Source organism: Streptococcus oralis, assembly GCF_019929345.1.
Taxonomy (GTDB): Bacteria; Bacillota; Bacilli; order Lactobacillales; family Streptococcaceae; genus Streptococcus.
Genome location: NZ_JAHZPJ010000001.1, coordinates 70460 through 96786, shown reverse-complemented (window position 1 = coordinate 96786; position 26327 = coordinate 70460). Strand labels below are relative to the sequence as shown.

Below are 26327 nucleotides of genomic sequence, written 5' to 3'. Positions count from 1 at the left end.
AATATAAAGGATTTGAGATGCTGGTCTCAAGTCTTTTTCTATTGTCTAAAAGAGTGATATAGTTTCAAACTATATCAAAGCCTAATTATTTACAATTATACAGACAGTTTCTTTTCTGTTAAGATAGTTTCAACAACAAATTTTGGAGGACACATCATGTCAACTACGATCATCGGTTTCCCTCGTTTGGGTGAATTCCGCGAATTGAAATTTACAACTGAAAAATACTTTAGAAAAGAAATCTCAGAAGAAGAACTCTTGGCTGCGGCTAAAGAATTGCGTGCAAAACACTGGAACATTGTCAAAGAAAAAGGCATCACTGAAATCCCATCAAATGACTTTTCTCACTATGACAACTTCTTAGATGCAGCTTTCCTTTTCAACGTAGTACCTGCATCCGTTCAAAACTTGGACTTGTCTGACCTTGAGCGCTACTTTGCTTTGGGACGTGGTTACCAAGGAGAAAAAGGGGACGTGCGTGCCCTTCCGATGAAGAAATGGTTCAACACCAACTACCACTACATCGTGCCTAAATTTGAAAAAGACACCCAAGTTAAATTGGCTGGTCACAAGATCTTTGATGAGTTCCAAGAAGCCAAAGAACTTGGTCTCAATACTCGTCCTGTCCTTGTAGGTCCATTCACTTTCCTTCAATTGTCAGACTTTGAAGAAGGTGTGAAAGCAGAAGACTTCGTAGATAGCTTAGTAGCTGCTTACCAAGATGTTTTTGCGAAATTGGCTGAACTTGGTGCGACTCGTATCCAACTCGATGAAGCTGCTCTTGTCAAAGACTTGACAGAAGAAGAAAAAGCTCTCTTCTTAAACCTCTACAACAAACTCTTGGCTGACAAGAAAGGTCTTGAAGTCTTGCTTCAAACTTACTTCGGTGATGTTCGTGATGTCTACACTGATCTTGTGAACTTGCCAGTAGATGCCATTGGTTTGGACTTCGTTGAAGGTAAGAAAACTCTTGAACTCGTTAAAGGCGGATTCCCAGCTGACAAGACTCTTTATGCGGGTATTGTCAATGGTAAGAACATCTGGCGCAACAACTACGAAAAGAGCTTGGCTATTCTTGAGCAAATCCCAGCTGAAAATATCGTTTTGACAAGCTCATGCTCACTTCTTCATGTACCATTTACAACTGCTAATGAAGACTTTGAACCAGCTATCTTGAACCACTTTGCTTTTGCAGTTGAAAAATTGGATGAAATCCGTGACTTGGATGCTATCCGTAACGGTCAAGGAGCAGAAGCTCTTGCAGCTAACAAAGAACTCTTTGCAACTGAACGTGTTGGTGAAAATGCTGAACTTCGTGCACGTATCGCTGGATTGACTGACGCAGACTACACTCGTTTGCCAGCCTTTGCAGAACGTGAAGCAATCCAAGAAGAAGCTTTCAAACTTCCAGCCCTTCCAACAACTACCATCGGTTCATTCCCTCAAACTAAGGAAGTTCGTGCTAAACGTTTGGCCTTCCGTAAGGGTGAATTGTCACAAGAAGAATACGATGCCTTCCTTGCTGAAACGATCGACGAATGGATCAAATGGCAAGAAGAAGTTGGATTTGACGTGCTTGTACACGGTGAGTTTGAGCGTAATGACATGGTTGAGTACTTCGGTCAAAACTTGTCAGGTTACCTCTTCTCTAAGAATGGTTGGGTACAATCATACGGTATGCGTGGAGTGAAACCACCAATCATCTGGGGTGATGTCACTCGTCTTAACCCAATCACTGTTAAATGGTCTAGCTACGCACAAAGCCGTACTGACAAACCTGTTAAAGGTATGTTGACTGGACCTGTTACCATCCTTAACTGGTCATTCCCACGTGAAGACATCTCTATCAAGGACTCTACTCTTCAAATCGCTCTTGCTATCAAGGATGAAGTTCTTGACCTTGAAGCTGCAGGTGTGAAAATCATCCAAATCGACGAGGCTGCTCTTCGTGAGAAATTGCCACTTCGTCGTAGTGACTGGTACGAAGACTACCTTGACTGGGCTATTCCAGCCTTCCGCTTGGTACACTCAACAGTAGCGCCAGACACACAAATCCACACTCACATGTGTTACTCAGAATTTACAGATATCATCCCAGCTATCGACAACATGGATGCAGACGTTATCTCATTTGAAGCTAGCCGTTCAAACCTTGAAATCTTGGACGAACTCAAAGCGAAAAACTTCCAAACAGAAGTTGGACCTGGGGTTTACGATATCCACTCACCTCGTGTGCCTAACGAAGGCGAAATCGACCACACCATCGAAGCAATCCTTGCTAAAGTTCCAAGCAAGAAAGTTTGGATCAACCCTGACTGTGGTTTGAAAACACGTGGTATTCCAGAAACGAAAGAAAGCTTGATCCGCCTTGTCGAAGCAGCAAAAGCTGCGCGTGAGAAATTGTAAGATAAGATTTCTCTCTTGACACTGACTGATCAAGGAACTGCTTGGCCCTGCTGGCTCAGCAATCATGAAATCAAAAAGAAAAGGATAATGACTATGTCACGCCAAACACCGTCACTTTCATTTGAAGTGTTCCCTCCAAACCCAGCTGTGGGTAATGATAAGATTATTTCTGCTCTTCAAGATATGCAGGAGCTGACACCGCACTTTATCAGTGTGACCGCCAGCAATAATAAATTTAATATCAAGGAAACGACGGTTCGTTTGGCTGACTTTATCCAGAATGACTTGGCGATTCCAACTATTGCCCACTTGCCAGCTATCTATCTGACCAAGGACAAGGTTGCTGAAACCATTGCGGACTTGGATAAGGTTGGGGTACAGAAAATCTTGGCCTTGCGTGGGGATATTATCCCTGATGTGGAACCACAAAAGGATTTCCGCTATGCAACGGACTTGATCGAGTTCATCAAGGAACAAGCCCCTCACTTTGATATTATCGGAGCTTGCTACCCAGAGGGACACCCTGACTCGCCAAACCAGATCTCGGATATCCAAAATCTCAAGAAGAAAGTGGATGCAGGTTGTTCAAGCCTCGTAACGCAACTTTTCTTTGACAATGAGCGTTTCTATGATTTCCAAGACAAGTGTACCTTGGCAGGGATTGATGTTCCCATTCATGCGGGGATCATGCCCATTCTTAACCGTAACCAAGCGCTTCGTCTATTGAAAACGTGTGAGAATATCCACCTTCCACGTAAATTTAAGGCCATCTTAGACAAGTATGAGCATGACCCTGAGTCGCTCAGAGCAGCAGGACTTGCCTATGCCGTGGATCAGATCGTGGACTTGGTAACCCAGGATGTCGCAGGTGTGCATCTCTACACCATGAACAATGCTGAAACAGCAAAATACATCCACCAAGCAACCCATGCCTTGTTTAACCATCAGTCTTTAGGATAACAAAAAGCAAACCATTCTTCTCAGGTGAGGGGAATGGTTCCTTTTTAATAGAAAAGCCCGCACTTTTTAAGAAAAATATGATAAAATAGACTCTGTACGTACTTGATACAAAGATGAGGGTATAAAAGTGTTAAAGGCTTTGTCGATTCTCAATTTTATGATAGAAATTTTTTCATAATTTGTTCTTTTCAGTATTTAGTTTGAGCGACACGAACGAGTCAAATCGATGTTATTTGACGAGAGAGTTAGTAAAGCATTTAGCTAATCGCCTAATAGCGATTAGCGTGAAAGGATTAGATGCTTTAGCATCAAACCTTTCTAATGATTTGTATCTTGAAAATTGAACTCGGCCGAAAAGCTGTGTAAAAAAGATAAACTGTCTTGTCTTCATCGAAGACTTCGCCAGTTTCCTATTTTTACTTTGCTTTTTGCGACCTTAGTATCTTGATCTTTGTAGGCAAGGCGTATAATTTCATCAATCCAAAGGGGATTAAAATGACAAAACATGTGTTTCAAACGACTTTTGCGGGTCGTGAGTTAATCGTAGAGACTGGTCAGGTTGCTAAGCAAGCAAATGGCTCTGTTGTCGTGCGTTACGGTGAGTCAACTGTCTTGACTGCGGCCGTTATGTCTAAGAAAATGGCAACTGGGGATTTCTTCCCACTTCAAGTCAACTATGAAGAAAAAATGTATGCGGCTGGGAAGTTTCCTGGTGGTTTTATGAAACGTGAAGGACGCCCTTCAACAGATGCGACTTTGACAGCGCGTTTGATTGACCGTCCAATCCGTCCGATGTTTGCGGAAGGTTTCCGTAACGAAGTGCAAGTGATCAATACGGTTCTTTCTTATGATGAAAATGCCTCTGCTCCAATGGCGGCAATGTTTGGATCATCCTTGGCACTTTCTATCTCAGATATTCCGTTTGACGGACCTATTGCTGGGGTACAAGTAGGTTATGTTGATGGCCAAATCATTATCAACCCTACTCAAGAACAGGCAGAGCGTTCGCTTCTTGAATTGACAGTAGCTGGGACCAAACACGCTATCAACATGGTGGAGTCTGGTGCCAAAGAATTGTCAGAAGAAATCATGTTGGAAGCCCTTCTGAAAGGTCACCAAGCAGTCAAAGAATTGATTGCCTTCCAAGAAGAGATCGTTGCGACAGTTGGTAAGGAAAAAGCAGAAGTTGAATTGCTTCACGTGGATGAGGAATTACAGGCTGAAATCATCGCAGCCTACAACAGTGACCTCCAAAAAGCGGTTCAAGTAGAAGAAAAATTGGCTCGTGAAGCTGCTACTCAAGCAGTTAAGGATCAAGTAACTGCTGTTTACGAAGAAAAATATGCAGACCACGAAGAATTTGACCGTATTATGCGTGATGTGGCTGAAATCTTGGAACAAATGGAACACGCTGAAGTGCGTCGTTTGATCACAGAAGACAAGGTGCGTCCTGACGGTCGTAAAGTCGATGAAATCCGTCCTTTAGATGCGCAGGTTGACTATCTTCCTCGTGTACATGGTTCTGGTCTCTTTACTCGAGGACAAACTCAAGCCCTTTCAGTTTTGACCTTGGCTCCGATGGGAGAAACTCAAATCATCGATGGTTTGGATCCAGAGTACAAGAAACGCTTTATGCACCACTATAACTTCCCTCAATACTCTGTAGGGGAAACAGGCCGTTACGGTGCCCCTGGTCGTCGTGAAATTGGTCATGGGGCTCTCGGTGAACGTGCTCTTGCTCAAGTCTTGCCAAGTTTGGAAGAATTTCCATACGCTATCCGCTTGGTAGCAGAAGTCTTAGAATCAAACGGTTCATCTTCTCAAGCCTCTATCTGTGCGGGAACGCTTGCCCTTATGGCTGGTGGTGTGCCAATCAAGGCGCCAGTAGCTGGGATTGCTATGGGTCTTATTTCAGATGGAAATAACTATACAGTATTGACAGATATCCAAGGTTTGGAAGACCACTTTGGTGACATGGACTTTAAGGTTGCCGGTACTCGTGACGGGATTACAGCCCTTCAAATGGATATCAAGATCCAAGGGATTACTGCAGAAATCTTGACAGAGGCTCTTGCTCAAGCCAAGAAAGCTCGTTTTGAAATCCTTGATGTGATTGAAGCAACCATTCCAGAAGTTCGTCCAGAATTGGCTCCAACTGCACCGAAAATTGATACCATCAAGATTGATGTGGACAAGATTAAGATTGTCATCGGTAAAGGTGGAGAAACCATCGACAAAATTATCGCTGAAACAGGCGTTAAAATCGATATCGACGAAGAAGGCAATGTGTCTATCTACTCTAGCGACCAAGATGCCATTAACCGAACCAAAGAAATCATCGCTGGCTTGGTTCGTGAGGCTAAAGTAGATGAAGTTTACCATGCCAAGGTTGTTCGTATCGAGAAATTTGGTGCCTTTGTCAACCTCTTTGATAAGACAGATGCACTTGTGCACATTTCTGAAATGGCTTGGACTCGTACCAACCGTGTAGAAGACTTGGTAGCTATCGGTGATGAAGTAGATGTTAAGGTTATCAAGATTGATGAAAAAGGACGTGTTGATGCTTCTATGAAGGCTCTTCTTCCTCGTCCACCAAAACCTGAGCGTGATGAAAAAGGTGAAAAGTCTGAACGTCCTCACCGTCCACGTCATCACAAGGACCACAAACCTAAGAAAGAAGTTACAGAAACACCAAAAGATTCAGAATAAGAAAAGGAGAAATGTATGGGATGGTGGCGCGAAACCATTGATATTGTAAAAGAAAATGATCCAGCGGCACGCAACAGTTTGGAAGTTTTGCTGACTTATCCAGGTGTCAAGGCCTTAGCGGCTCACCGTCTCTCGCATTTTCTCTGGAAGCACGGCTTCAAACTCTTGGCTCGTATGCACAGTCAGTTTTGGCGCTTTTGGACTCAGATTGAGATTCATCCGGGTGCTCAGATAGAATCAGGTGTCTTTATCGACCATGGCTCAGGCCTGGTGATTGGAGAGACGGCGATTGTTGAAAAAGGCGTTCTTCTCTATCATGGAGTGACTCTTGGTGGAACAGGGAAGGATGTTGGCAAACGCCATCCGACTGTGCGTAAAGGAGCTCTCATATCAGCCCATGCCCAAGTCATCGGACCAGTGGAAATCGGTGAAAATGCCAAGGTTGGTGCAGCAGCAGTTGTCGTGGCAGATGTACCTAGTGATGTGACGGTGGTCGGAATTCCGGCTAAGATTGTCCGAGTTCATGGACAGAAGGATGAGCCAACGATTCACGAAGTCGAAGAAAAACGAGAATACTACGTCAATAAACTCGAACATGCCCGCGAAGCCAGTCACAGATCGTCGGGGTTGTAGAGAGTAGTAATGCCTTGGGTAGGAGGTTAGGCAAATGCTATTAGAAGAATTCGAAAATGTACCTGCTGTTATCGAACCAACTGATCGAAGTATTCGTGGTGGAGAAATCTGTGACACGATTATTTTATCTTTTAATGGAGAAATCGTTGAACGAGTAAAGCAGTTTGAAGATGTTTACGAAGGTGGCTATCTAACCAATCTAAATGGCAGACTTCCATGGTATATCTATGAAAAAGATGGGAGTAAGGTAGCCGTTGCTATAGCTACGATTGGAGCCCCGGTGGTTGTTGGACTCTTAGAAGAACTCAAAGCAAGAGGATTTAAGAACTTTATTGTTTTGGGTTCTTGCGGAGTTCTAGATCAGTCTATTCAGGCAGATAAGATTATCCTACCAAGTTCAGCTCTACGTGATGAAGGTACAAGTTACCATTACGCTCCTGCAAGTGATGAGATAGCTTATGACGAAACTTTGCTTTTAACCATGGAAGAAGCTTTGAACAAATCTTGCATTGAGCATATCCGCACCAAGTCTTGGACTACTGATGCCTTTTATCGAGAAACGCCTGATAAGGTCAAGCGTCGCTTGGCTGCTGGAGCCCAAGTGGTGGACATGGAAGCTTCGGCTATCATGGCTTGGAGTCAATTTCGCAAGAGTAAAGTCTATCAGTTCTTCTACACAGCTGACTATGTGGATCATCATAACCGAACCTGGGATGCCCGCCATGAAGAGCGGACAGCTGATGCCATGACTTTTTTCACTATCGCTTTGACAATAGCAAAGGAACTAGAAAGGTAACTACAAGAATGGCAGTATATTTTTACGGCTGTATCACCATGGATGGCTACTTGGCAGACAGCCAGCACAGGATAGACTGGCTGCATCAGCTTGGTTCTGTAGAGGATACAGGCTATGATGACTTTTACAGGCAAATGGATATCACCATCATGGGCAAGCGGACCTTTGAGGAAATCCAAGATTTGCAAGATGTAGAAAGTTTTTATCAAGCTACGGAAAACTATGTCTTTACGCATGATAGGCACCTGCCTGTCAGCAATTACCAGCCAGTAGCTGGGGATGTGGTAGACTTTGTTCACCAGATTGACAAAGGCAAAAATGTCTTTGTGATTGGTGGTAATTCCTTGGTAGGACCGCTCTTGGATGCGGATCTTTTCGACTACCTCATTATTCAGATAGCGCCCCTTATCCTAGGAAAGGGGGTTCCCCTCTTTACCCAAGAGGAAGGGCAGCGCTTTTACCGACTGGATAGCCTCAGACAATTTGGCCCTTTTGCAGAGCTGGTTTTCAGCCGAAAAAGTCAGAAATAGAGAAGGGAGTGGACCGCATGATTAAAATTTATGACACCATGTCTCGTGATTTGCGAGAATTTGTACCTATTGAGGACGGCAAGGTTAAGATGTATGTCTGTGGGCCAACGGTCTACAACTACATCCACGTGGGCAATGCCCGCTCAACAATAGCTTTTGATACCATTCGCCGTTATTTTGAGTATCGGGGATTTGAAGTCAACTATATTTCCAATTTTACAGATGTAGATGATAGGATTATCCATCGCGCCAAGGAAGAAGGCATCACGCCTCAGGAGGTTGCGGACAAGTATATCGCTGCCTTTCGTGAGGATGTGACGGCCTTAGGCGTGAAACCTGCGACTCGCCATCCGCGTGTGGTGGAGTTTATGGCTGACATCATTCGTTTTGTCGCTGACTTGATTGAAAAAGGCTTTGCCTACGAGAGTCAAGGAGATGTTTACTTCCGAGTGGAAAAATCCCACAATTACGCCAAATTAGCTAACAAAACCTTGGAAGATTTGGAGCTGGGTGCTTCAGGTCGAACCGATGAAGAAACGGCACGTAAGGAAAATCCAGTGGACTTTGCTCTCTGGAAAGCTGCCAAACCAGGCGAGATTTCTTGGGACAGTCCTTGGGGAGCAGGCCGTCCGGGTTGGCATATCGAATGTTCGGTTATGTCAACAGAGATTTTGGGCGATACCATTGATATCCACGGCGGTGGAGCTGATCTAGAGTTTCCACATCATACCAACGAAATTGCCCAGTCAGAGGCCAAAACAGGCAAGACATTTGCCAATTACTGGATGCACAATGGCTTTGTCAATATCGACAATGTCAAGATGTCCAAGTCCTTGGGAAACTTTATCACTGTTCATGATGCCCTCAAAACCATCGATGGCCAAGTGCTTCGTTTCTTCTTTGCAACACAACACTACCGTAAGCCCATCAACTTTACGGAAAAAGCAGTGCGTGATGCAGAGACTAATCTCAAGTATCTAAAAAATACTTACGAACAACCATTTACAGGAAACGTGGATGCCCAAGACTTGCAAGCCTTTAAAGACAAGTTTGTAGCAGCTATGGATGAGGATTTCAACTCCGCAAACGGTATCACAGTAGTCTTTGAAATGGCCAAATGGATCAACTCAGGTAACTATGATGCAAGTGTCAAGCAAGCTCTTGCGGATATGTTGGAAGTCTTTGGAATTGTCTTTGTCGAGGAAGTTTTGGACGCAGATATCGAAGCCTTGATTCAAAAACGTCAAGAGGCGCGTGCCAATCGTGACTTTGCGACAGCAGACCAGATTCGTGACCAATTGGCAGAACAAGGGATTAAACTGCTGGATACAAAAGATGGAGTGAGGTGGACTCGTGATTGATGTCAATCTCATTAACGGGATTGCGTTGGCTTTTGAGGGAGATGCAGTTTATTCCATGTATATCCGTCGCCATCTCATCCTTAAAGGCATGACCAAGCCCAATAAACTCCACCAAGAGGCGACCAAGTATGTGTCAGCCAAGGCTCAGGCTCGCTTGATTGCCCTCATGTTGGAAGAGCAAGTCCTGACGGAAAAAGAAGAAGAAATCTACAAACGTGGTCGCAATACCAATAGTCATACAAAGGCTAAAAATGCTGATGTGGTGACCTACCGCATGTCTACAGGTTTTGAAGCAGTGATGGGCTATCTCCATCTGACTGAAAATCTGGAGCGGCTAGAGACCTTAATTTCTTGGTGTATCCAAAAAGTGGAGGAGTAGAAATGCTTGCTAAAGAACTACAAGACTGGTTTCCGGGGGCTCAGATTTCAGATCAACCGGTAGAGAAAGAGGGGCACTTAACTCTTCCTTTAGCTTCTCAGCAGTGGGTTTTACTGAAGGAAGCTGGGCTCAGCGAGCGTGAAAAGCAGCTGGTTGCCCTTTTGACCCATCAGGAGCAAGCTCGTTCGCTCAATCCTTGGTATCCCTATCTGATTGAGGGGAAGGGGCATGCGCCTCAAACTTTTAAAAAGATTCAGCTGGTTTATTGCCATCTTTCCTATTTCCAACAGGAAAATCTAGTCTCTTGGCTAGACATGATGCGAACTCTTTTTCCCAACTGCCAGACAGTGCTACAGGTCGGGGCTCAGGATTATGTATTTGTGCTTCAACAAGATAAGTACAGCTCTGTTCGCTCGATTTTATCTGATACGATTGAAGCGGTTGAGTATGACTTTGGTCTTCGTCTGTCTATCATGTTAGGCCAGGTTTGGTCTCAGACAGGCCATCAAGCCCTGTCAGATTTAATCCAAGCAGAGCGAGATTTGTTTAAGACTTGGTGGCGTCAGGGTCACCAAGGTGTTCACACATTTTCACAACTCTATCTTTGGAGTATGGGGGAAAGACTAGTGGACTTGAAAGTCATTAAAGAATGCCTACACCAGATGATCTTAAATCAGGATCAGATTCAGGAAATTATCCTCTCTCTCTGGGAAAACAGTGCTGTTCTGACTAAAACAGCCCAGCAACTCTATTTGCACCGCAACTCTCTCCAATACAAGATTGATAAGTGGGAAGAATTGACAGGGCTACAGTTGAAGGAGTTAACGGATCTTACTTTGTGTTATCAGTTGATTTTACCAGATATTCTTTAAAGTTTTATATTCATTTTATCACCTGTGGTGGGGTTGTGAAAATTTACATTATGGAGAGGGTTATATTGGCTCTCTCCCTTTTGGTGTTCAAAACGATCAGAATTATCTTATAAAAAATAAAGGTATTTCGTTTATTGACCTTGATGAACTTGTTGGTGGATCAATCTCAAAAAGCTAGACAAAATATCTAGCTTTTGAGAGGGGGACCAAAGATGAAAATTTTGTTTATTGCCAGCTAGTTAGAGATATTTCTCCGCCATTCAGCCAGATAGTATGTTTATCTTTAAGTTCGACTTTAAGTTGACCGGCGTTTGAGATTTCTTTTGCAAGGCCTTTTTTCTCTTTTCCATCTAGCTGGAAGGTGACTTCTTTTCCAAGAACTAAAGATCTCTCTTTATAGATATAAAGTAGCTCATCTGGATCAGTCTTGTAGAAACAAGTCCATATTTCGCTAATCAACTCATTGCGACTAATTGGGGTAGGTAGTGTGAATAAACTTCCTGCTTTCTCGTTTAAATCGTCTGGGAAATTTGTAATAGAAAAATTTATTCCAAGTCCGATAATGACGTCAGTAACCAAGCCTGTCTCTACGGATGTCATTGCTTCAGTGAGGATACCTGCTATTTTTTTCTTTTTAAAGTAGATGTCATTTACCCATTTGATATCTACTTCAATCAAGGTCAGATTTTTAATCGCTTTGTAAACTGCACCAGCTACAAGGAGAGTATAGGAAGGAAGTTTTTCATAGGGAAGATTTGGTTGAATATGCAAGGACATATAAATTCCCCCTTGAGAAGGTGAGTAGTAAGGACGCTGAAAGCGTCCACGCCCTGCTGTCTGACATGTGGAAAGATAGAGGATGTTTCCCTTGTTTCCATCCTCAATACCTTTTTTTGCATCTGTTTGTGTTGATTTGGTTTCAGGTTTGTAGAGAATGGTTAAGTTGGTTTTCTCTTGAATCACATCAGGCAATATCAAATCGCCTTGGATAAGCTTGTAACCTCTATTTTTAATACTGTCAATCATGAGCCCTTCTTGTTGGAGGCGTTGGATTGCTTTCCATATGGATGTCCGACTTAGATTCAGTTCTTCGCCAATTTTTTCTCCGCTGACATAGTCGTTTTCTCTGGCTAGTATTTGGTAGACTAGTTGGTGTGATTTCATACTTTCTTTCCTTTTTACTGTCGTTCAATAGTAGATATTTTCGCCTTTCTTATATTCTACCATAGCTTTTCCTTTTTTAGAAAGTTTACTTCTTTTTCTCTAACAATTATTGGACTGGAATATCTCCGAATATAGTAGAGTATACTTTCATTCTCCCCTAAAAGTTTTTTATTTTGGTAGCGTGTTCATTGTTCCCAAATGACGGAAAAAATGGTAGAATATAAAGATAGTTTAGCATTTATCTTCTGGAGAAATCCAGAACAGAAAGGATCCGTTTTGAAATCAATTGGATTACTGGATAAGATAAGAGGGCTTTCGAAAAAAGATTTCTTTTTGTATTTGATGATCATAAGTATCTTTTTACCTTTTTATTTGTTCTTAGCGCTCTTTGCTTTATATTTGATAGGTTTACTTGTTACTGGGGAGATGAAGGGAATTATCAAAGGATTGGCCAAACATCCTGTACTTCTCTTTTTTATTGCCTACAGTAGTATCATCTCCATCGTCGCCAAGAACTGGCTTGGATTGGTTGCATCTTTACTGATGTTTCTCTTCCTCATTTTCTTTAGTTATTACCAGAAACGTCTGACACATGCTTTCTTTCGACTGATACTGCAGACAATCTTGTTTGGTAGTGTGCTCTCTGCTGTTTTTGCTACTTTGGAGCATTTCCAAATTGTAAAGAAATTTAACTATGCCTTTCTTTCGCCCAATATGCAGGTGTGGCACCAGAACCGTGCAGAGGTCACCTTCTTTAATCCTAACTACTATGGGATTATCTGTTGCTTCTGTATCATGATTGCCTTTTATCTCTTTACAACGACGAAGTTAAGATGGTTGAAAGTTTTTTGTGTGCTAGCAGGTTTTGTAAATCTATTTGGTTTGAATTTTACGCAAAATAGAACAGCCTTTCCTGCCATTATCGCTGGGGCCATCATTTATCTCTTTACAACCATTAAAAACTGGCGCGCCTTCTGGCTCAGTATTGGAGTTTTCGGGATTGGACTTTGTTTCCTCTTCTCAAGCGATTTGGGTGTCCGTATGGGAACGCTAGATTCTTCAATGGAGGAGCGAGTTTCAATCTGGAATGCGGGTATGACTTTGTTCAAGCAAAATCCGATTTGGGGTGAGGGTCCACTGACCTATATGAATTCTTTCCCGAGAATCCATGCACCTTACCACGAACACGCGCATAGTCTTTACATCGATACTATTTTGAGTTATGGTTTGATTGGAACCATTCTCCTATCCATTTCTTCGGTTATCCCGGTTCACATGATGATGGATATGAGTCAGGAGTCTGGCAAACGACCAATTATCGGTCTTTATCTCTCCTTCCTTACAGTAGTCGCTGTACATGGAATTTTTGATTTGGCTCTCTTCTGGGTACAGTCAGGATTCATCTTCTTGTTGGTTATGTGCAGTTTACCACTGGAACATCGAACACTGGTGTCCGAAATGACAGATTAAGTTAATAAATAGTGAAGATCTTCTACTCTAGGTAGGAGGTCTTTTTTGTTGGTGAAAATTATTTCTAAATCGAAATAGTTGACAGATGGAATGATAAGTATTACAATGTAATATAATTCGATATCGAAATAAATTGGAGGTGTTATGAAAGATAGTCATTTGGTAGCCCATCATATTCGTTTGTTGAATGGACGGATTTTTCAAAAGTTATTGAGCCAGGATCCTGAGGCTCTTTATCGGAGTGAACAGGGAAAGATTTTAGCGGTTTTATGGAATAGTGAAACTGGCTGTGCAACTGTGACAGATATTGCTCTGGCGACTGGTCTCGCCAACAATACGCTCACAACCATGATTAAGAAACTTGAGGGGCAAAAGCTGATCACGATTAGTCCATGTGGGGTAGATAAGAGGAAAAAATATGTTGTTCTGACTGAACTTGGTTGGTCCCAGAAAGAAATTGGCCAGCGTGTCAGTCAAAAATTGGATGCAATTTTTTATAAAGGATTCACTGAGGAAGAAATTTGTCAGTTTGAAAGTTATCAGGAACGCATTTTGGACAATCTGAAAGAGAAAGCAAATGAGGAATAAATCATGTCAAAACAAGTTGAAAATGCACAAAATCTATATATTCATTCCATTCAAGATGGGCGTGTTGCCGAGGCTCAAGCTCAGTCAGTAGGGGATACCTACATTCAACACTCGACAGGTGTGCCAGATGGGAAAGAAGGGTTTGCGGCTTTCTTTGCAAATTTCTTTGAGCGCTATCCCGAGCGTGAGATGAAGATTGTCCGTACTATTGAGGATGGCAATCTGGTTTTTGTTCATGTTCATCAATATCTCAATGGTGGGGAAGCTCAATGGGTGACGACGGATACTTTCCGTGCGGATGAGAATGGCCGTATCGTGGAGCATTGGGATGTTATTGACTACTATCGAACACCTGAAAATGACCAATTAAACCAGATTTTTGGAGATTTTGAAATCACAGATTTGGATAAGACAGCAGAAAATAAAAAAACCGTTCGTCGTTTCTTGACAGAAATTTTCCAAAATGGGGAGCTGGAGCAGTGGAGTGATTATGTGGCAGACGATTTGATTCAGCATAATCATGAGATTGGACAAGGAAGTGATGCTTATAAAAACTATGTGGCTGAACATGGTGTCACTTTTGACTTTGTTTTCCAGCTTTTGGGACAAGGAAATTATGTGGTCAGCTATGGGCAGACTCAGATTGATGGAGTTGCCTATGCCCAGTATGACATCTTCCATTTGGAGAATGGCTTGATTGTGGAGCATTGGGACAACAAAGAAGTCATGCCTAAGGTAGAAGACTTGACTAATCGAGGAAAGTTTTAAATTGAGGACAGAGAATGATTGAATACAAGAATGTAGCGCTACGCTACACAGAAAAAGATGTTTTGAGAGATGTCAATTTACGGATTGAGAATGGGGAGTTCATGGTTTTAGTTGGGCCTTCTGGGTCCGGTAAGACGACCATGATTAAGATCATTAATCGTCTCTTGGAACCAACTGATGGAAATATTTACATGGACGGTAAGCGCATCAAAGACTATGATGAGCGAGAATTGCGTCTTTCTACTGGTTATGTTTTACAGGCCATTGCTCTCTTTTCCAATCTAACGGTTGCGGAAAATATTGCCCTCATTCCTGAAATGAAGGGTTGGACTAAGGAAGAAATTACGAAGAAAACAGAGGAGCTTTTAGCTAAGGTTGGTTTACCAGTGGCTGAGTATGGGCATCGTTTACCTAATGAATTATCTGGTGGGGAACAGCAACGGGTGGGCATTGTCCGTGCCATGATTGGTCAGCCAAAGATTCTCCTCATGGATGAACCTTTTTCAGCCTTGGATGCTATTTCGAGAAAACAGTTGCAGGTTCTGACGAAAGAATTGCATAAAGAGTTTGAGATGACAACGATTTTTGTGACCCATGATACGGATGAAGCTTTGAAATTGGCAGACCGTATTGCTGTCTTGCAGGACGGAGAGATTCGTCAGGTGGCGAACCCTGAGACCATTTTAAAAGCTCCTGCAACGGACTTTGTAGCAGACTTGTTTGGAGGTAGTGTTCATGACTAATTTGATATCAACTTTTCAGGAGCGTTTTGGTGATTGGGTAACAGCTCTATCTCAACATTTGCAGTTGTCGCTTTTGACTTTGTTACTAGCTATTTTTATCGCGATTCCCTTGGCTGTTTATCTTCGTTATCATGAAAAGATGGCGGACTGGGTCTTGCAGATTGCAGGAATTTTCCAGACCATACCGTCACTGGCCTTGTTGGGGCTCTTTATTCCTTTGATGGGAATTGGAACCTTGCCTGCTTTGACAGCTCTGGTGATTTATGCGATTTTCCCGATTTTGCAAAATACCATTACTGGACTGAAGGGAATTGATCCAAGTCTACAAGAGGCTGGGATTGCTTTTGGGATGACCAGGTGGGAGCGTCTCAAGAAGTTTGAAATTCCACTTGCTATGCCCGTCATTATGTCTGGAATTCGGACAGCGGCTGTCTTGATTATCGGTACGGCGACCTTGGCGGCCTTGATTGGGGCTGGCGGCCTGGGTTCCTTTATCCTTTTGGGAATTGACCGCAATAATACCAGTCTGATTTTAATCGGGGCCCTTTCTTCTGCAGTGCTGGCCATTGCCTTTAACTTCCTACTAAAAGTGATGGAAAAAGCAAAATTGCGGACGATTTTCTCTGGTTTTGCCTTGGTGACAATATTGCTCGGTCTGTCTTATAGTCCAGTCCTCTTAGCTCAAAAAGAGAAAGAAAACTTGGTGATTGCTGGGAAATTGGGACCAGAACCCGAAATTTTGGCTAATATGTATAAGTTGCTGATTGAAGAAAATACCAGTATGACTGCGACTGTTAAACCGAATTTTGGGAAAACAAGCTTCCTCTATGAAGCTCTGAAAAAAGGGGATATTGATATCTATCCTGAATTTACCGGTACGGTGACTGAAAGTTTGCTTCAACCATCACCTAAAGTAGGTCATGAGCCAGATCAGGTTTATCAAGTGGCGCGTGATGGCATTGCCAAACAGGATCAACTAGCCTATCTCAAACCCATGTCTTATCAAAATACTTACGCTGTAGCTGTTCCGAAAAAGATAGCTCAAGAATATGGCTTGAAGACCATTTCGGACTTGAAAAAAGTGGAAGGACAGTTGAAGGCCGGTTTTACTCTCGAGTTTAATGATCGTGAGGATGGCAATAAGGGCTTGCAATCAATGTATGGTCTCAATCTCAACGTAGCGACCATGGAACCAGCTCTTCGCTATCAGGCAATTCAGTCAGGCGATATTCAAATTACGGATGCCTATTCGACAGATGCAGAGTTGGCGCGTTATGATTTGCAGGTCTTGGAAGATGACAAGCAACTCTTCCCACCTTATCAAGGAGCTCCACTCATGAAAGAAGCTCTTCTCAAGAAACATCCTGAGTTGGAGACAGTTCTCAATAAATTGGCTGGTAAAATTACTGAAAGCCAGATGAGCCAGCTCAACTATCAAGTTGGTGTCGAAGGCAAGTCAGCAGAACAAGTAGCCAAAGAATTTCTACAAGAACAAGGATTGTTGAAGAAATAGCTTGAAAATGCTAAACTCAACTTTGCTAAACGACTATATAAAAAAATGCTCAGACAATCTTGTCTGGGCTTTTTTGGTTTCAGAATTAATGATTTTCATTTTTAAATGGAAAATAAGAGGAAATTTTCAAAATTATCTAAAATTTTACTGTAAACACACTTGACTATTCATAGAATAGGTGTATAATGTGTTGTGAACTGCTTAACAAATAAGGATTTTCAGCTCATGTCGACTAAGGATAGAAATCTTGTGTATAGACAGTTCAGGAGATATATAATAGAGCGTTGCGTCCGAAAGTCTATCCAGACACGGCTCTTTAAAAACAAAAGGAGAAAATATGACGACTTATTTGCAAACAAAACTCAAGAACATCAAAATAACTCTTGGTGAAATGTCTGGTGGCTACCGCCGTATGGTTGCTGCTATGGCTGATCTGGGATTTTCAGGAACCATGAAGACTATCTGGGATGACCTCTTTGCCCATCGTACTTTTGCCCAGTGGCTTTACCTACTGGTTTTAGGAAGTTTTCCAATCTGGCTTGAGTTGATTTATGAACACCGCATTGTTGACTGGGTTGGGATGATTTGTAGCCTGACTGGAATTATCTGTGTTATCTTTGTATCGGAAGGTCGAGCAAGTAATTACCTTTTTGGCTTGATTAACTCTGTCATTTACCTTATCTTGGCTTTGCAGAAAGGCTTTTATGGTGAGGTGCTGACGACACTTTACTTCACGGTCATGCAGCCAATTGGACTTCTAGTGTGGATCTACCAAGCACAGTTTAAAAAGGAAAAACAGGAGTTTGTCGCACGTAAACTGGACGGCAAGGGTTGGACCAAGTATCTTTCCATTAGTGTTCTCTGGTGGTTGGTATTTGGGTTCATTTATCAGTCTATCGGAGCCAATCGTCCTTATCGCGATTCCATCACCGATGCGACCAATGGGGTTGGGCAAATCCTCATGACGGCTGTCTACCGTGAACAATGGATATTCTGGGCAGCTACAAATGTCTTTTCTATCTATCTCTGGTGGGGAGAAAGCCTGCAAATCCAAGGGAAATATCTGATTTACCTCATCAATAGTCTAGTTGGGTGGTATCAGTGGAGCAAGGCCGCAAAGAGTGCTTAAAAAGTAAAAAAGGATCATCTGATCCTTTTTTGTGTTAGAGCAAAATGAATAATACCGTAATGATAATAGCGCTCGTTATACGAACGATGTGGTGCGAGATATGTTGGTTTTCTTGCTGTCGCCCATTCCAGTAAGCACCGTAGCAGATTATGCTAGAGCCCACTATCCATAAGATGATCGTTGCTGGTGGAACGAAGAAAAAGATAGCAAGAGCTAGTGAAGTGAGACAACTGCCGACCAAGATGCACGTGTTTCCTAGACTGTAGTTCTTTTGTTTCATGGCTGCGAAAGCTGCCGCGAGATGAAGGAGGGAGAAAATAAGAGCCAATACAATCGTTAGAATTCCTAGGATAATAGAAGTTAACATGGTTGATTCCTTTCTTCGTGATAGGATTAAATTTCGAGTGATTTTGTAGAAGTCATCTCAATCACATCTAAGTAAAATCTCACCACTTGCTCTTCTGTATAAGATTTTCCTTTTTTTAGCCACCAGGTCAGTGTTTCGATAAAGTTGGTTACTACAAAATGTTTGAGGTAGGAGGCCGGTATGTTCGGATAGGCCTCTTGCAAATCCTCCGCTACCATGGGGTAAACATGGTGTTCGAGTTCCTTGTGTAGTTGGCGGAGAAAGTAGTCGTTTTTGGAAAAAAGAAGACTGGTAACATGGTCTTGGTTTTTTTGAAAATGTAAAAAGATATGTGCGAGGTAGTCTTCTGTAGTCAAGTGTTCTTCCCTTTCAAAGAGATGATGAAAGAGGTAGCGACAGAGTTCATCTAAAAGCAGTTCCTTACTCTCGTAGTGACAGTAAAAAGTGGAGCGCCCAACATCTGCCAAGTCAATGATATCTTGGACAGTAGTAGCATCATAGCCCTTGTCGTTCAAAACTTGTAGAAAAGCTTGATAAATGGCTTTTTTCGTCTTACTAACCCGACGATCTCTTTTTGGCATATAGACACTTGAGACAAACTGTTCAGAACTGAACAAGGCTGACAGTTTGCTTCTATCCTTTCTTTGGATTTTATTAGATAATACAAATGAAAGAAGTATATATACCTATTATACCAAAGGAGGGAGAGAAATGAGTTCTAAAACATCTATCTGGCTAGCCTTTTTCTTGAATCTATCATTTTCTGTTGTCGAATTTATTTTTGGAGGCATCTTTAATTCAAGTGCGGTCTTAGCGGATGCGGTTCATGATTTGGGCGATGCCCTTGCCATAGGCTTATCAGCTTGCTTGGAAACTATTTCCAATCGTCAGGAAGACAAACGTTATACACTTGGTTATAAACGCTTCAGTCTGCTAGGCGCCATGCTGACTGCTTTGATCCTTTTGACAGGATCTTTCATGGTGCTCTTGGAGAATATTCCTCGACTCCTATCCCCTCAGCCTGTCAACTACCAAGGGATGCTGTGGTTTGGGATTCTTGCGATTCTTATTAATCTCGTGGCTAGTCTAATCGTTCGTAAGGGTCAGACCAAGAACGAAGCTATCCTGACCTTGCATTTTCTAGAAGATATTCTAGGATGGCTAGCGGTTATTCTGGTTGCTGGTGTTTTGTATGTGACTGACTGGTACTTTCTCGATCCACTCTTGTCTCTTTTAATTTCTAGTTTTATCCTCTGGAAAGCCATTCCTCGTTTTTGGTCAACACTCAAGATTTTCTTAGATGCTGTGCCTGAAGGGATCGAGACCGCCGAGCTAGAGAAAGAGTTAGCAGCGCTAGCTAATGTTAAAAGTGTTAATCAACTCAATCTCTGGACTATGGATGGTTTGGAAAAAAATGCCATTGTTCATGTTTGCTTAGAAGAGATTGAACATATAGAGTATTGTAAAGAATCTATTCGTAATTTACTCAAAGATTATGGCTTTCAAAATGTTACCATTGAAGTTGATTCAAACCTAGCAAGTCACCAAACCCATAAGCGAAAAATTGAGGAGTTGGAAGTAGGTCAAAGTCATGGACATTATCATTCATAAGAAGTCGATTTTCCATTTGTTGATTATTTTTGATGAATTGTAAATGTAACATATTTACTCCATTATGAAATTGTGATAGACTACATATATCACTGAAAGGAGATAGACGATGTTACAGCTACAACACATTTCAAAAGTCTATCATACGGGCGATCAAGAGTTCCACGCGCTAAAGGATATCTCGATTCGCTTCCGTGAGAATGAGTTTGTCTCTATTCTCGGGCAATCGGGTTCTGGGAAAACCACCCTATTAAATATCATCGGGGGACTCGACCAATACACATCTGGTGATTTACTCATCCAAGGAAAATCAACAAAGCAATTTAAAGACCGCGATTGGGATAGCTACAGAAACCACACCATCGGTTTCATCTTTCAGTCTTATAATCTCATCGGGCACCAAACTGCACTCTCTAACGTAGAAATTGCAATGACTCTTTCGGGTGTTTCAAAAGCAGAACGTAAGAAACGTGCTATCGAAGTGCTCGAACGCGTAGGCCTAAAAGACCATTTATATAAGAAACCAAGTCAAATGTCTGGGGGACAAATGCAACGAATCGCGATTGCGCGTGCTCTTGTTAATGATCCAAAAGTCGTTTTAGCCGACGAACCGACAGGAGCGCTCGATTCTGAGACTTCTGTTCAAATCATGGATTTATTAAAAGACATTGCCAAGGAACGTTTGGTTATCATGGTGACGCATAACCCAGAGCTGGCGCAGAAGTACTCCACACGTATCGTACAAGTATTAGATGGAAACATCTTGAGCGACTCAAACCCATGCGAACCAACAGAGGAGACAAAGCAAGTCGACATCCAGTTCACGAAGACGAAGATGAGCTTTATAACCGCCCTTGTACTTTCCTTTAATAACCTATTGACGAAGAAAGGTCGTACCTTACTAACAGCTTTTGCGGGTTCTATCGGGATTATCGGGATTGCTCTTATCTTAGCCCTTTCCAATGGTGTGAGTGACTACGTTAAAAAGGTGCAGGAAGATACTCTCGTCTCTCTCCCACTGACGATTAGCGAGCAGAACCAGAGCAACTTGTTGGCGACCTCTCCAGATTTGAGCGAGAAGCCTTACAAGGATAATCATGAGCTCGGTATCAATACGGTTTTAACTAATTTATTGAAAAAACAAATCGGAAAGAACGACTTAGCTTCCTTCAAGACTTACTTGGAGGAACACGCTTCGAAGGTCGAATCTCTCACAAAAGACATTCGTTACCGATACAATTTACAACCGTTTATCTATGCAAGTGATACTTCCAACGGACCCAAAAGTATTCTGCCTTCAACCTTAGCTGATGAAGTAGAAACAGCGAACCAAACGATGAAGGGATACTTACAAAACCTCAACTACTGGAGTGAACTTTCTAGTGATTCTTCAATGCTAGAAAGCAAGTACGACGTGTTGGAAGGACGCTTCCCACAAGACAAGTCCGAGATCGTCCTTATCGTAGATGAAAACAATCAAATTAGCGATTTGTTGCTCTATAGTTTGCGTATCAAAGATCCCAGTGAATTGAACGATACGAAGAAGCTCGACGAACTCTCTTCTCAAACGTATCAATATAGTGATTTTATCGGAAAAACTTTCAAAGCAGTTGTCAATACAAACCGTTTTGTGAAAGAAAATAACTTATGGGTCAATAAGATTGATAATGCTTCTTATATGAAAACTCAAATCGAGGATGGGCTCCAACTTAAAATTGTGGGTGTCCTTCGCCAAAAAGACGGCACAAGTTCAGGCGTGAATACTCCTTCAGGAGGAATCGCCTACACAAGCGCCCTTATTGATTACACTTCCGAATACATTCAAAATAGTGATATTGTTAAGGAACAGGAAGCCAATCAAAATCTAAATGTATTTACGGGTAAAGACTTTGCCAAAGATCCTAAACCATTCAGTTCGGAGAATTTAACCGAAGAAGAAAAAATTCAGTTGGCTAAAATGACGCCTGAAGAACAGGCGCAGTATGTCCAACAATATAACGACAATTCGGCTTCAACTTACGAGGAAAACCTCGCAAAAATGGGCGTCATCAACAAATCCAAACCAGCTGCCATTGAGCTCTACACCTCTTCGTTCCAACAAAAACAAGACTTAAAAGAGTTCATAAACGCCTATAACACAGCGAAAAAAGAAGCTGGAGAAGACGATAAAGTACTCGCTTATTCAGATGATATCCAAACTATCATGTCTTCAATTACGACATTGGTTGGCGTAGTGACAACAGTACTCGTTGGCTTTGTGGCTATCTCACTCATTGTATCTTCTATAATGATTTCGATTATCACGTACATTTCAGTTCTCGAACGTACAAAAGAAATCGGAATCCTACGTGCAATGGGGGCTTCGAAGAAAGATATTCGTCGTATCTTCACTGCTGAAACAGCCATCGAAGGATTCATCTCTGGGGTGCTCGGTATCACGATTACCTTTCTTGCGACATTCCCAATCAATGCGATTGTTGCGAAAATGACAAATGTAGGAAATGTAGCGCAATTACCAATAGAAGTAGCTCTAATCCTTATCGGTATTTCTATTGTCCTTACCATGTTAGCCGGTCTAATCCCTTCACGCATCGCTGCTAAGAAAGACCCAGTCGAATCGCTTCGTAGCGAATAACAACTAAACCACAAAAAGGTGGATAAAGGAATATTTCTTTATTCACTTTTTCTATTGGCTGGAAACTATTAAAAACGTAATCGAAAAATCTCTCCTTATAAAACTTAAATTTCAAGAAGAAAAGACTATATTGGACTAAACTAGTGCCTTATCGCCGTTAATAATGATTGATACGAGCGAAAGCTTGACAAAAAGTGTATAATGAAAGTAAGAAACCAATAGAAAAGGAGTGGTTCTATGAAGAAAACAGTTTATACAAAAGCTGGTCAGGTTGGACTTGCTACAATTGAACGTCCGCAAATTGAGGCGCCAGATGATGCCATTATTCGCATTGTCCGTACTTGCGTTTGCGGTTCTGACCTTTGGAGTTACCGTAATCCCGAAATCGAAGAAGGGCACAGTAATAGCGGTCATGAGGCTATCGGAATTATCGAAGAAATCGGAGAGGCTATTACAACGGTCAAACCGGGAGATTTTGTTATTGCACCTTTCACCCATGGCTGTGGGGAGTGTGATGCCTGTCGCGCTGGCTATGATGGGACTTGTGACCGCCATATTGGCACCAACTGGTCTAACGGGGTCCAAGCAGAGTACATCCGTTTCCACTTTGCTAATTGGGCTCTTGTCAAAATTCCGGGTCAGCCCTCTGATTATACAGAAGGCATGCTCAAATCCCTCTTGACACTGGCGGATGTCATGCCGACCGGCTATCATGCTGCGCGTGTTGCTAATGTGCAAAAAGGGGATAAGGTTGTCGTTATCGGTGACGGGGCTGTTGGGCAATGCGCTGTTATCGCCGCTAAAATGCGTGGTGCATCACAAATTATCCTTATGAGCCGTCATGAAGACCGCCAAAAGATGGCCTTGGGGTCAGGTGCGACAGCTGTTGTGGCTGAACGTGGCGAAGAGGGAATTGCCAAAGTCCGTGAAATCCTTGGTGGTGGAGCAGATGCAGCCCTTGAATGTGTTGGGACTGAAGCAGCCGTAGATCAAGCCCTTGAGGTTCTTCACAATGGTGGACGTTTAGGCTTCGTTGGTGTTCCTCATTACAATAACCGTGCGCTCGGTTCTACCTTTGCTCAAAATATTACGGTAGCAGGCGGTGCGGCCTCTGTCACGACTACGACAAGCAAATCTTATTAAAAGCCGTTCTGGATGGTGATATCAATCCAGGCCGCGTCTTTACTTCAAGTTATAAACTGGAAGATATCGACCAGGCTTATAAAGACATGGACGAACGCAAAACCATTAAGTCTATGATTGTGATGGATTAACAATGAAAATCCTAATGGAGATTTGAGACTCCCTATTAGGATTTTTTGCGTTGCTATATTTGTTGAGTTATGGTAGCGTACTTTCTCTCAAAGTCAGTCTGGTGCCCAGCATAGTCAGACTAGGAATTTTCCGACCATGGAGAACTTCCTTATTAAGAATATCCATACCTGCTCGGCCCATTTCCTCGGTATAGACGGTAATGCTAGAAAGAGGAGGATATACCTGCTTGGTCAGGCTAGTGTCGTTAAAAGAAATGAGGCTGACGCGGTCTGGTAGGCTGATTCCAGCTTCTTGGAGGGCACGGAGGGCACCGATGGCTAAACTATCGCTGGCGGCGAAAAAGGCTGGTGGGAGTTGTTCTCCTAGCTTGTGAATTGCCTCCTTCATCAAGTCATAGCCAGACTGGGCAGTAAAGCTCCCTTGAAAGACCAGTTCTCCATGGTAGATTCCATTTGCTTGGGTAATGTCTTTGAAATTTTCTAGCCGCTTATCCTGAATAATTTCTTCTTGGTCGGTTGTTTCCTCAAGGCCTGTGAGAATTCCGATACAGTTCATACCTTGACTGAGGAAATGGTCTACAACTTGTTTCACAGCAGTGTAAAAGTCAGTGATAATACAGGTATGACCTAATGAGAGGGTGTCACTGTCTATAAAGACTAAAGGTTTTTGGTATTCTTCAAAGGCAGAAATCTGAGCTCGGCTAAATTTTCCGATGCAGAGAATGCCAATCACTTCCTCGCTTAATGTAAAAGGATGGTCATTAAAATAGCGCAAGATATCATAGTCCAACTCTTGGGCTCTTTTTTCAATACCGAGACGAATCTGGTAGTAGTAGAGGTCGTCCAACTCCCCTTGTTCGCTGACCCATTGGATAATGGCAATCTTTTGCTTGGGTTTGTGGGATTCGCCTGTCTTGAGGTGCTTAGTATAGCCCAGCTCTTCCGCAACGGTTAAAATACGGTGTCTGGTTTCTTCTGTAACAGATAGACTCTGGTCGCGATTGAGGACACGAGATACGGTCGCGATAGAGACAGAGGCTAGCTGTGCAATGTCTTTTAAGGTAGCCATAAATCCTCCTCCTTTTAGGTTAGTATATCATATTTTTCTGCTTTTTACTGATAGTTTAGTAAAAGTTTAGTAAAAAGGATTGACCTTGGTAAATCCCTTGGATACAATAGAAGAAAACGATTACACGTTAAGGTGACTTAACGGTCAGTCAAAGGAGAATTCATATGACACAAGATCTTACTACTGAAGCACTTCGTAAAGACTTTCTTGTCGTTTTTGGTCAAGAAGCAGACCAAACTTTCTTTTCACCAGGTCGTATCAATCTGATTGGTGAACACACAGACTACAACGGTGGGCACGTTTTTCCAGTTGCTATTTCTTTGGGGACATACGGTGCAGCTCGCAAGCGTGACGATCAAGTCTTGCGTTTCTACTCAGCAAACTTTGAGGACAAGGGTATCATCGAAGTGTCTCTTGCAGACCTCAAGTTTGAAAAAGAGCACAGCTGGACCAACTATCCAAAAGGGGTTCTTCATTTCTTGCAAGAAGCTGGACATGTGATTGACAAAGGGTTTGATTTTTATGTTTATGGGAATATCCCAAATGGTGCTGGCTTGTCTTCATCAGCATCCTTGGAACTCTTGACAGGGGTCGTGGCAGAGCATCTCTTTGATTTAAAACTAGACCGTTTGGATTTGGTTAAAATCGGAAAACAAACAGAAAACAACTTTATTGGAGTCAACTCTGGTATCATGGACCAGTTTGCTATCGGTATGGGGGCTGACCAACGTGCCATTTACCTGGATACCAATACGTTAGAATACGACTTGGTGCCACTTGATTTGAAGGACAATGTTGTTGTTATCATGAACACCAACAAACGTCGTGAACTGGCGGACTCTAAGTACAATGAACGTCGTGCTGAGTGTGAAAAAGCAGTAGAAGAATTGCAAGTTGCCATGGATATTCAGACCTTGGGTGAATTGGACGAGTGGGCCTTTGACCAATATAGCTATCTGATTAAAGACGAAAATCGTTTAAAACGTGCTCGCCATGCTGTGCTTGAAAACCAACGTACCCTTAAAGCTCAAGCAGCCCTTCAAGCAGGAGATTTGGAAACATTTGGTCGCTTGATGAATGCATCACACGTTTCTCTAGAACATGACTATGAAGTAACTGGCTTGGAATTGGATACTCTTGTCCACATAGCTTGGGCACAAGAAGGTGTTCTCGGTGCTCGTATGACAGGGGCAGGTTTTGGTGGATGTGCTATTGCTTTGGTGCAAAAAGATACAGTTGAGGTCTTTAAGGAAGCTGTTGGTAAGCACTACGAGGAAGTAGTCGGATATGCTCCAAGCTTCTATATCGCTGAAGTTGCAGGTGGCACTCGCGTTTTAGACTAGGAGAGAA

At 42.5% G+C, this 26327-nt stretch carries 22 protein-coding genes and 1 pseudogene; 19 read left to right on the top strand and 4 right to left on the bottom strand.

Going from position 1 to position 26327, the window contains the following annotated elements; all coding sequences use genetic code 11:
* Positions 1-156 precede the first annotated feature (156 nt).
* From metE to K1I97_RS00445, 9 genes are all read left to right on the top strand, one after another.
* A complete protein-coding gene (gene metE, locus K1I97_RS00485) occupies positions 157-2406 on the top strand; it encodes a 5-methyltetrahydropteroyltriglutamate--homocysteine S-methyltransferase (protein ID WP_223331093.1) in 2250 nt (749 codons plus the stop codon).
* A 93-nt stretch (positions 2407-2499) separates the two neighbouring features.
* On the top strand, positions 2500-3366 hold the full coding sequence (metF, locus tag K1I97_RS00480; RefSeq protein WP_223331094.1) for a methylenetetrahydrofolate reductase [NAD(P)H]: 867 nt from the start codon (positions 2500-2502) through the stop codon (positions 3364-3366).
* Between the two features lie 495 nt (positions 3367-3861).
* The gene (gene pnp / locus K1I97_RS00475; protein WP_223331095.1) at positions 3862-6075 is read left to right on the top strand and encodes a polyribonucleotide nucleotidyltransferase; all 2214 of its coding nucleotides are present in this window, start codon (positions 3862-3864) and stop codon (positions 6073-6075) included.
* A 15-nt stretch (positions 6076-6090) separates the two neighbouring features.
* Entirely contained in the window at positions 6091-6708 is a 618-nt protein-coding gene (gene cysE / locus K1I97_RS00470) for a serine O-acetyltransferase (protein ID WP_223331096.1), read from the top strand.
* Positions 6709-6742: 34 nt separating this feature from the next.
* Positions 6743-7504, top strand: coding sequence for a nucleoside phosphorylase (locus K1I97_RS00465; RefSeq protein ID WP_223331097.1), 762 nt, complete (start codon positions 6743-6745; stop codon positions 7502-7504).
* Between the two features lie 8 nt (positions 7505-7512).
* On the top strand, positions 7513-8034 hold the full coding sequence (locus K1I97_RS00460; RefSeq protein ID WP_223331098.1) for a dihydrofolate reductase family protein: 522 nt from the start codon (positions 7513-7515) through the stop codon (positions 8032-8034).
* 17 nt (positions 8035-8051) lie between these two features.
* A complete protein-coding gene (gene cysS / locus K1I97_RS00455) occupies positions 8052-9395 on the top strand; it encodes a cysteine--tRNA ligase (protein WP_223331099.1) in 1344 nt (447 codons plus the stop codon).
* Positions 9388-9774 carry a Mini-ribonuclease 3 gene (locus tag K1I97_RS00450; protein ID WP_125416342.1) on the top strand — a complete coding sequence of 129 codons (387 nt, stop codon included), beginning with the start codon at positions 9388-9390 and terminating at the stop codon, positions 9772-9774. The genes cysS and K1I97_RS00450 overlap by 8 nt, the downstream gene beginning before the upstream one ends.
* A gap of 2 nt (positions 9775-9776) precedes the next feature.
* Complete coding sequence (locus K1I97_RS00445; RefSeq protein WP_223331100.1) at positions 9777-10646, top strand: helix-turn-helix domain-containing protein; 870 nt, start codon at positions 9777-9779, stop codon at positions 10644-10646.
* A gap of 225 nt (positions 10647-10871) precedes the next feature.
* Here K1I97_RS00445 and birA read toward each other — a convergent pair whose 3' ends face one another.
* On the bottom strand, positions 10872-11810 hold the full coding sequence (gene birA, locus K1I97_RS00440; RefSeq protein ID WP_223331101.1) for a bifunctional biotin--[acetyl-CoA-carboxylase] ligase/biotin operon repressor BirA: 939 nt from the start codon (positions 11808-11810) through the stop codon (positions 10872-10874).
* Between the two features lie 276 nt (positions 11811-12086).
* On the opposite strand from birA, the gene K1I97_RS00435 reads away from it, so the two are divergent.
* The 6 genes from K1I97_RS00435 (at position 12087) to pnuC (ending at position 18021) form a co-directional block, all read left to right on the top strand.
* Positions 12087-13280, top strand: a complete 1194-nt coding sequence (locus K1I97_RS00435; protein WP_045617941.1) for an O-antigen ligase family protein — start codon at positions 12087-12089, stop codon at positions 13278-13280.
* A gap of 144 nt (positions 13281-13424) precedes the next feature.
* Positions 13425-13868 (top strand): MarR family winged helix-turn-helix transcriptional regulator, encoded by a 444-nt coding sequence (locus tag K1I97_RS00430; RefSeq protein ID WP_223331102.1) that lies wholly within the window; start codon positions 13425-13427, stop codon positions 13866-13868.
* A gap of 3 nt (positions 13869-13871) precedes the next feature.
* Positions 13872-14636: a nuclear transport factor 2 family protein gene (locus tag K1I97_RS00425; protein WP_223331103.1), complete on the top strand. Its 765-nt coding sequence runs from the start codon at positions 13872-13874 to the stop codon at positions 14634-14636.
* Between the two features lie 14 nt (positions 14637-14650).
* A complete protein-coding gene (locus tag K1I97_RS00420; RefSeq protein WP_223331104.1) occupies positions 14651-15379 on the top strand; it encodes an ATP-binding cassette domain-containing protein in 729 nt (242 codons plus the stop codon).
* Positions 15372-16892 (top strand): ABC transporter permease/substrate-binding protein, encoded by a 1521-nt coding sequence (locus K1I97_RS00415; RefSeq protein ID WP_223331105.1) that lies wholly within the window; start codon positions 15372-15374, stop codon positions 16890-16892. Before K1I97_RS00420 ends, K1I97_RS00415 begins: the two co-directional genes overlap by 8 nt.
* A 337-nt stretch (positions 16893-17229) precedes the next feature.
* Entirely contained in the window at positions 17230-18021 is a 792-nt protein-coding gene (gene pnuC, locus K1I97_RS00410; RefSeq protein WP_223331106.1) for a nicotinamide riboside transporter PnuC, read from the top strand.
* Positions 18022-18055: 34 nt separating this feature from the next.
* On the opposite strand, the gene K1I97_RS00405 is transcribed toward pnuC, so the two are convergent.
* Together K1I97_RS00405 and K1I97_RS00400 are read right to left on the bottom strand one after the other, a co-directional pair.
* Positions 18056-18388, bottom strand: a complete 333-nt coding sequence (locus tag K1I97_RS00405; protein ID WP_223331107.1) for a glucuronide permease — start codon at positions 18386-18388, stop codon at positions 18056-18058.
* A 26-nt stretch (positions 18389-18414) separates the two neighbouring features.
* Complete coding sequence (locus tag K1I97_RS00400) at positions 18415-18969, bottom strand: TetR/AcrR family transcriptional regulator (RefSeq protein WP_223331108.1); 555 nt, start codon at positions 18967-18969, stop codon at positions 18415-18417.
* Between the two features lie 130 nt (positions 18970-19099).
* Here K1I97_RS00400 and K1I97_RS00395 point away from each other — a divergent pair, with 130 nt between their 5' ends.
* From K1I97_RS00395 to K1I97_RS00385, 3 genes and pseudogenes are all read left to right on the top strand, one after another.
* Entirely contained in the window at positions 19100-19999 is a 900-nt protein-coding gene (locus tag K1I97_RS00395; RefSeq protein WP_223331109.1) for a cation diffusion facilitator family transporter, read from the top strand.
* Positions 20000-20108: 109 nt separating this feature from the next.
* Entirely contained in the window at positions 20109-22634 is a 2526-nt protein-coding gene (locus tag K1I97_RS00390; protein ID WP_223331110.1) for an ABC transporter ATP-binding protein/permease, read from the top strand.
* 237 nt (positions 22635-22871) lie between these two features.
* Positions 22872-23908 (top strand): annotated as a pseudogene (locus K1I97_RS00385) (zinc-binding dehydrogenase).
* A 67-nt stretch (positions 23909-23975) separates the two neighbouring features.
* Here the strand turns inward: K1I97_RS00385 and galR are convergent.
* On the bottom strand, positions 23976-24977 hold the full coding sequence (gene galR / locus K1I97_RS00380) for a DNA-binding transcriptional regulator GalR (RefSeq protein WP_223331111.1): 1002 nt from the start codon (positions 24975-24977) through the stop codon (positions 23976-23978).
* A gap of 164 nt (positions 24978-25141) precedes the next feature.
* On the opposite strand from galR, the gene K1I97_RS00375 reads away from it, so the two are divergent.
* Positions 25142-26320 (top strand): galactokinase, encoded by a 1179-nt coding sequence (locus tag K1I97_RS00375; protein WP_223331112.1) that lies wholly within the window; start codon positions 25142-25144, stop codon positions 26318-26320.
* Positions 26321-26327 lie beyond the last annotated feature (7 nt).

Bases quoted from the DNA above. Each gene is read 5' to 3' on its own strand.
- metE (WP_223331093.1), top strand. From the start codon at position 157: ATGTCAACTACGATCATCGGTTTCCCTCGTTTGGGTGAATTCCGCGAA.
- metF (WP_223331094.1), top strand. From the start codon at position 2,500: ATGTCACGCCAAACACCGTCACTTTCATTTGAAGTGTTCCCTCCAAAC.
- pnp (WP_223331095.1), top strand. From the start codon at position 3,862: ATGACAAAACATGTGTTTCAAACGACTTTTGCGGGTCGTGAGTTAATC.
- cysE (WP_223331096.1), top strand. From the start codon at position 6,091: ATGGGATGGTGGCGCGAAACCATTGATATTGTAAAAGAAAATGATCCA.
- K1I97_RS00465 (WP_223331097.1), top strand. From the start codon at position 6,743: ATGCTATTAGAAGAATTCGAAAATGTACCTGCTGTTATCGAACCAACT.
- K1I97_RS00460 (WP_223331098.1), top strand. From the start codon at position 7,513: ATGGCAGTATATTTTTACGGCTGTATCACCATGGATGGCTACTTGGCA.
- cysS (WP_223331099.1), top strand. From the start codon at position 8,052: ATGATTAAAATTTATGACACCATGTCTCGTGATTTGCGAGAATTTGTA.
- K1I97_RS00445 (WP_223331100.1), top strand. From the start codon at position 9,777: ATGCTTGCTAAAGAACTACAAGACTGGTTTCCGGGGGCTCAGATTTCA.
- birA (WP_223331101.1), bottom strand. From the start codon at position 11,810: ATGAAATCACACCAACTAGTCTACCAAATACTAGCCAGAGAAAACGAC.
- K1I97_RS00430 (WP_223331102.1), top strand. From the start codon at position 13,425: ATGAAAGATAGTCATTTGGTAGCCCATCATATTCGTTTGTTGAATGGA.
- K1I97_RS00425 (WP_223331103.1), top strand. From the start codon at position 13,872: ATGTCAAAACAAGTTGAAAATGCACAAAATCTATATATTCATTCCATT.
- K1I97_RS00420 (WP_223331104.1), top strand. From the start codon at position 14,651: ATGATTGAATACAAGAATGTAGCGCTACGCTACACAGAAAAAGATGTT.
- K1I97_RS00415 (WP_223331105.1), top strand. From the start codon at position 15,372: ATGACTAATTTGATATCAACTTTTCAGGAGCGTTTTGGTGATTGGGTA.
- pnuC (WP_223331106.1), top strand. From the start codon at position 17,230: ATGACGACTTATTTGCAAACAAAACTCAAGAACATCAAAATAACTCTT.
- K1I97_RS00405 (WP_223331107.1), bottom strand. From the start codon at position 18,388: ATGTTAACTTCTATTATCCTAGGAATTCTAACGATTGTATTGGCTCTT.
- K1I97_RS00400 (WP_223331108.1), bottom strand. From the start codon at position 18,969: ATGCCAAAAAGAGATCGTCGGGTTAGTAAGACGAAAAAAGCCATTTAT.
- K1I97_RS00395 (WP_223331109.1), top strand. From the start codon at position 19,100: ATGAGTTCTAAAACATCTATCTGGCTAGCCTTTTTCTTGAATCTATCA.
- K1I97_RS00390 (WP_223331110.1), top strand. From the start codon at position 20,109: ATGTTACAGCTACAACACATTTCAAAAGTCTATCATACGGGCGATCAA.
- galR (WP_223331111.1), bottom strand. From the start codon at position 24,977: ATGGCTACCTTAAAAGACATTGCACAGCTAGCCTCTGTCTCTATCGCG.
- K1I97_RS00375 (WP_223331112.1), top strand. From the start codon at position 25,142: ATGACACAAGATCTTACTACTGAAGCACTTCGTAAAGACTTTCTTGTC.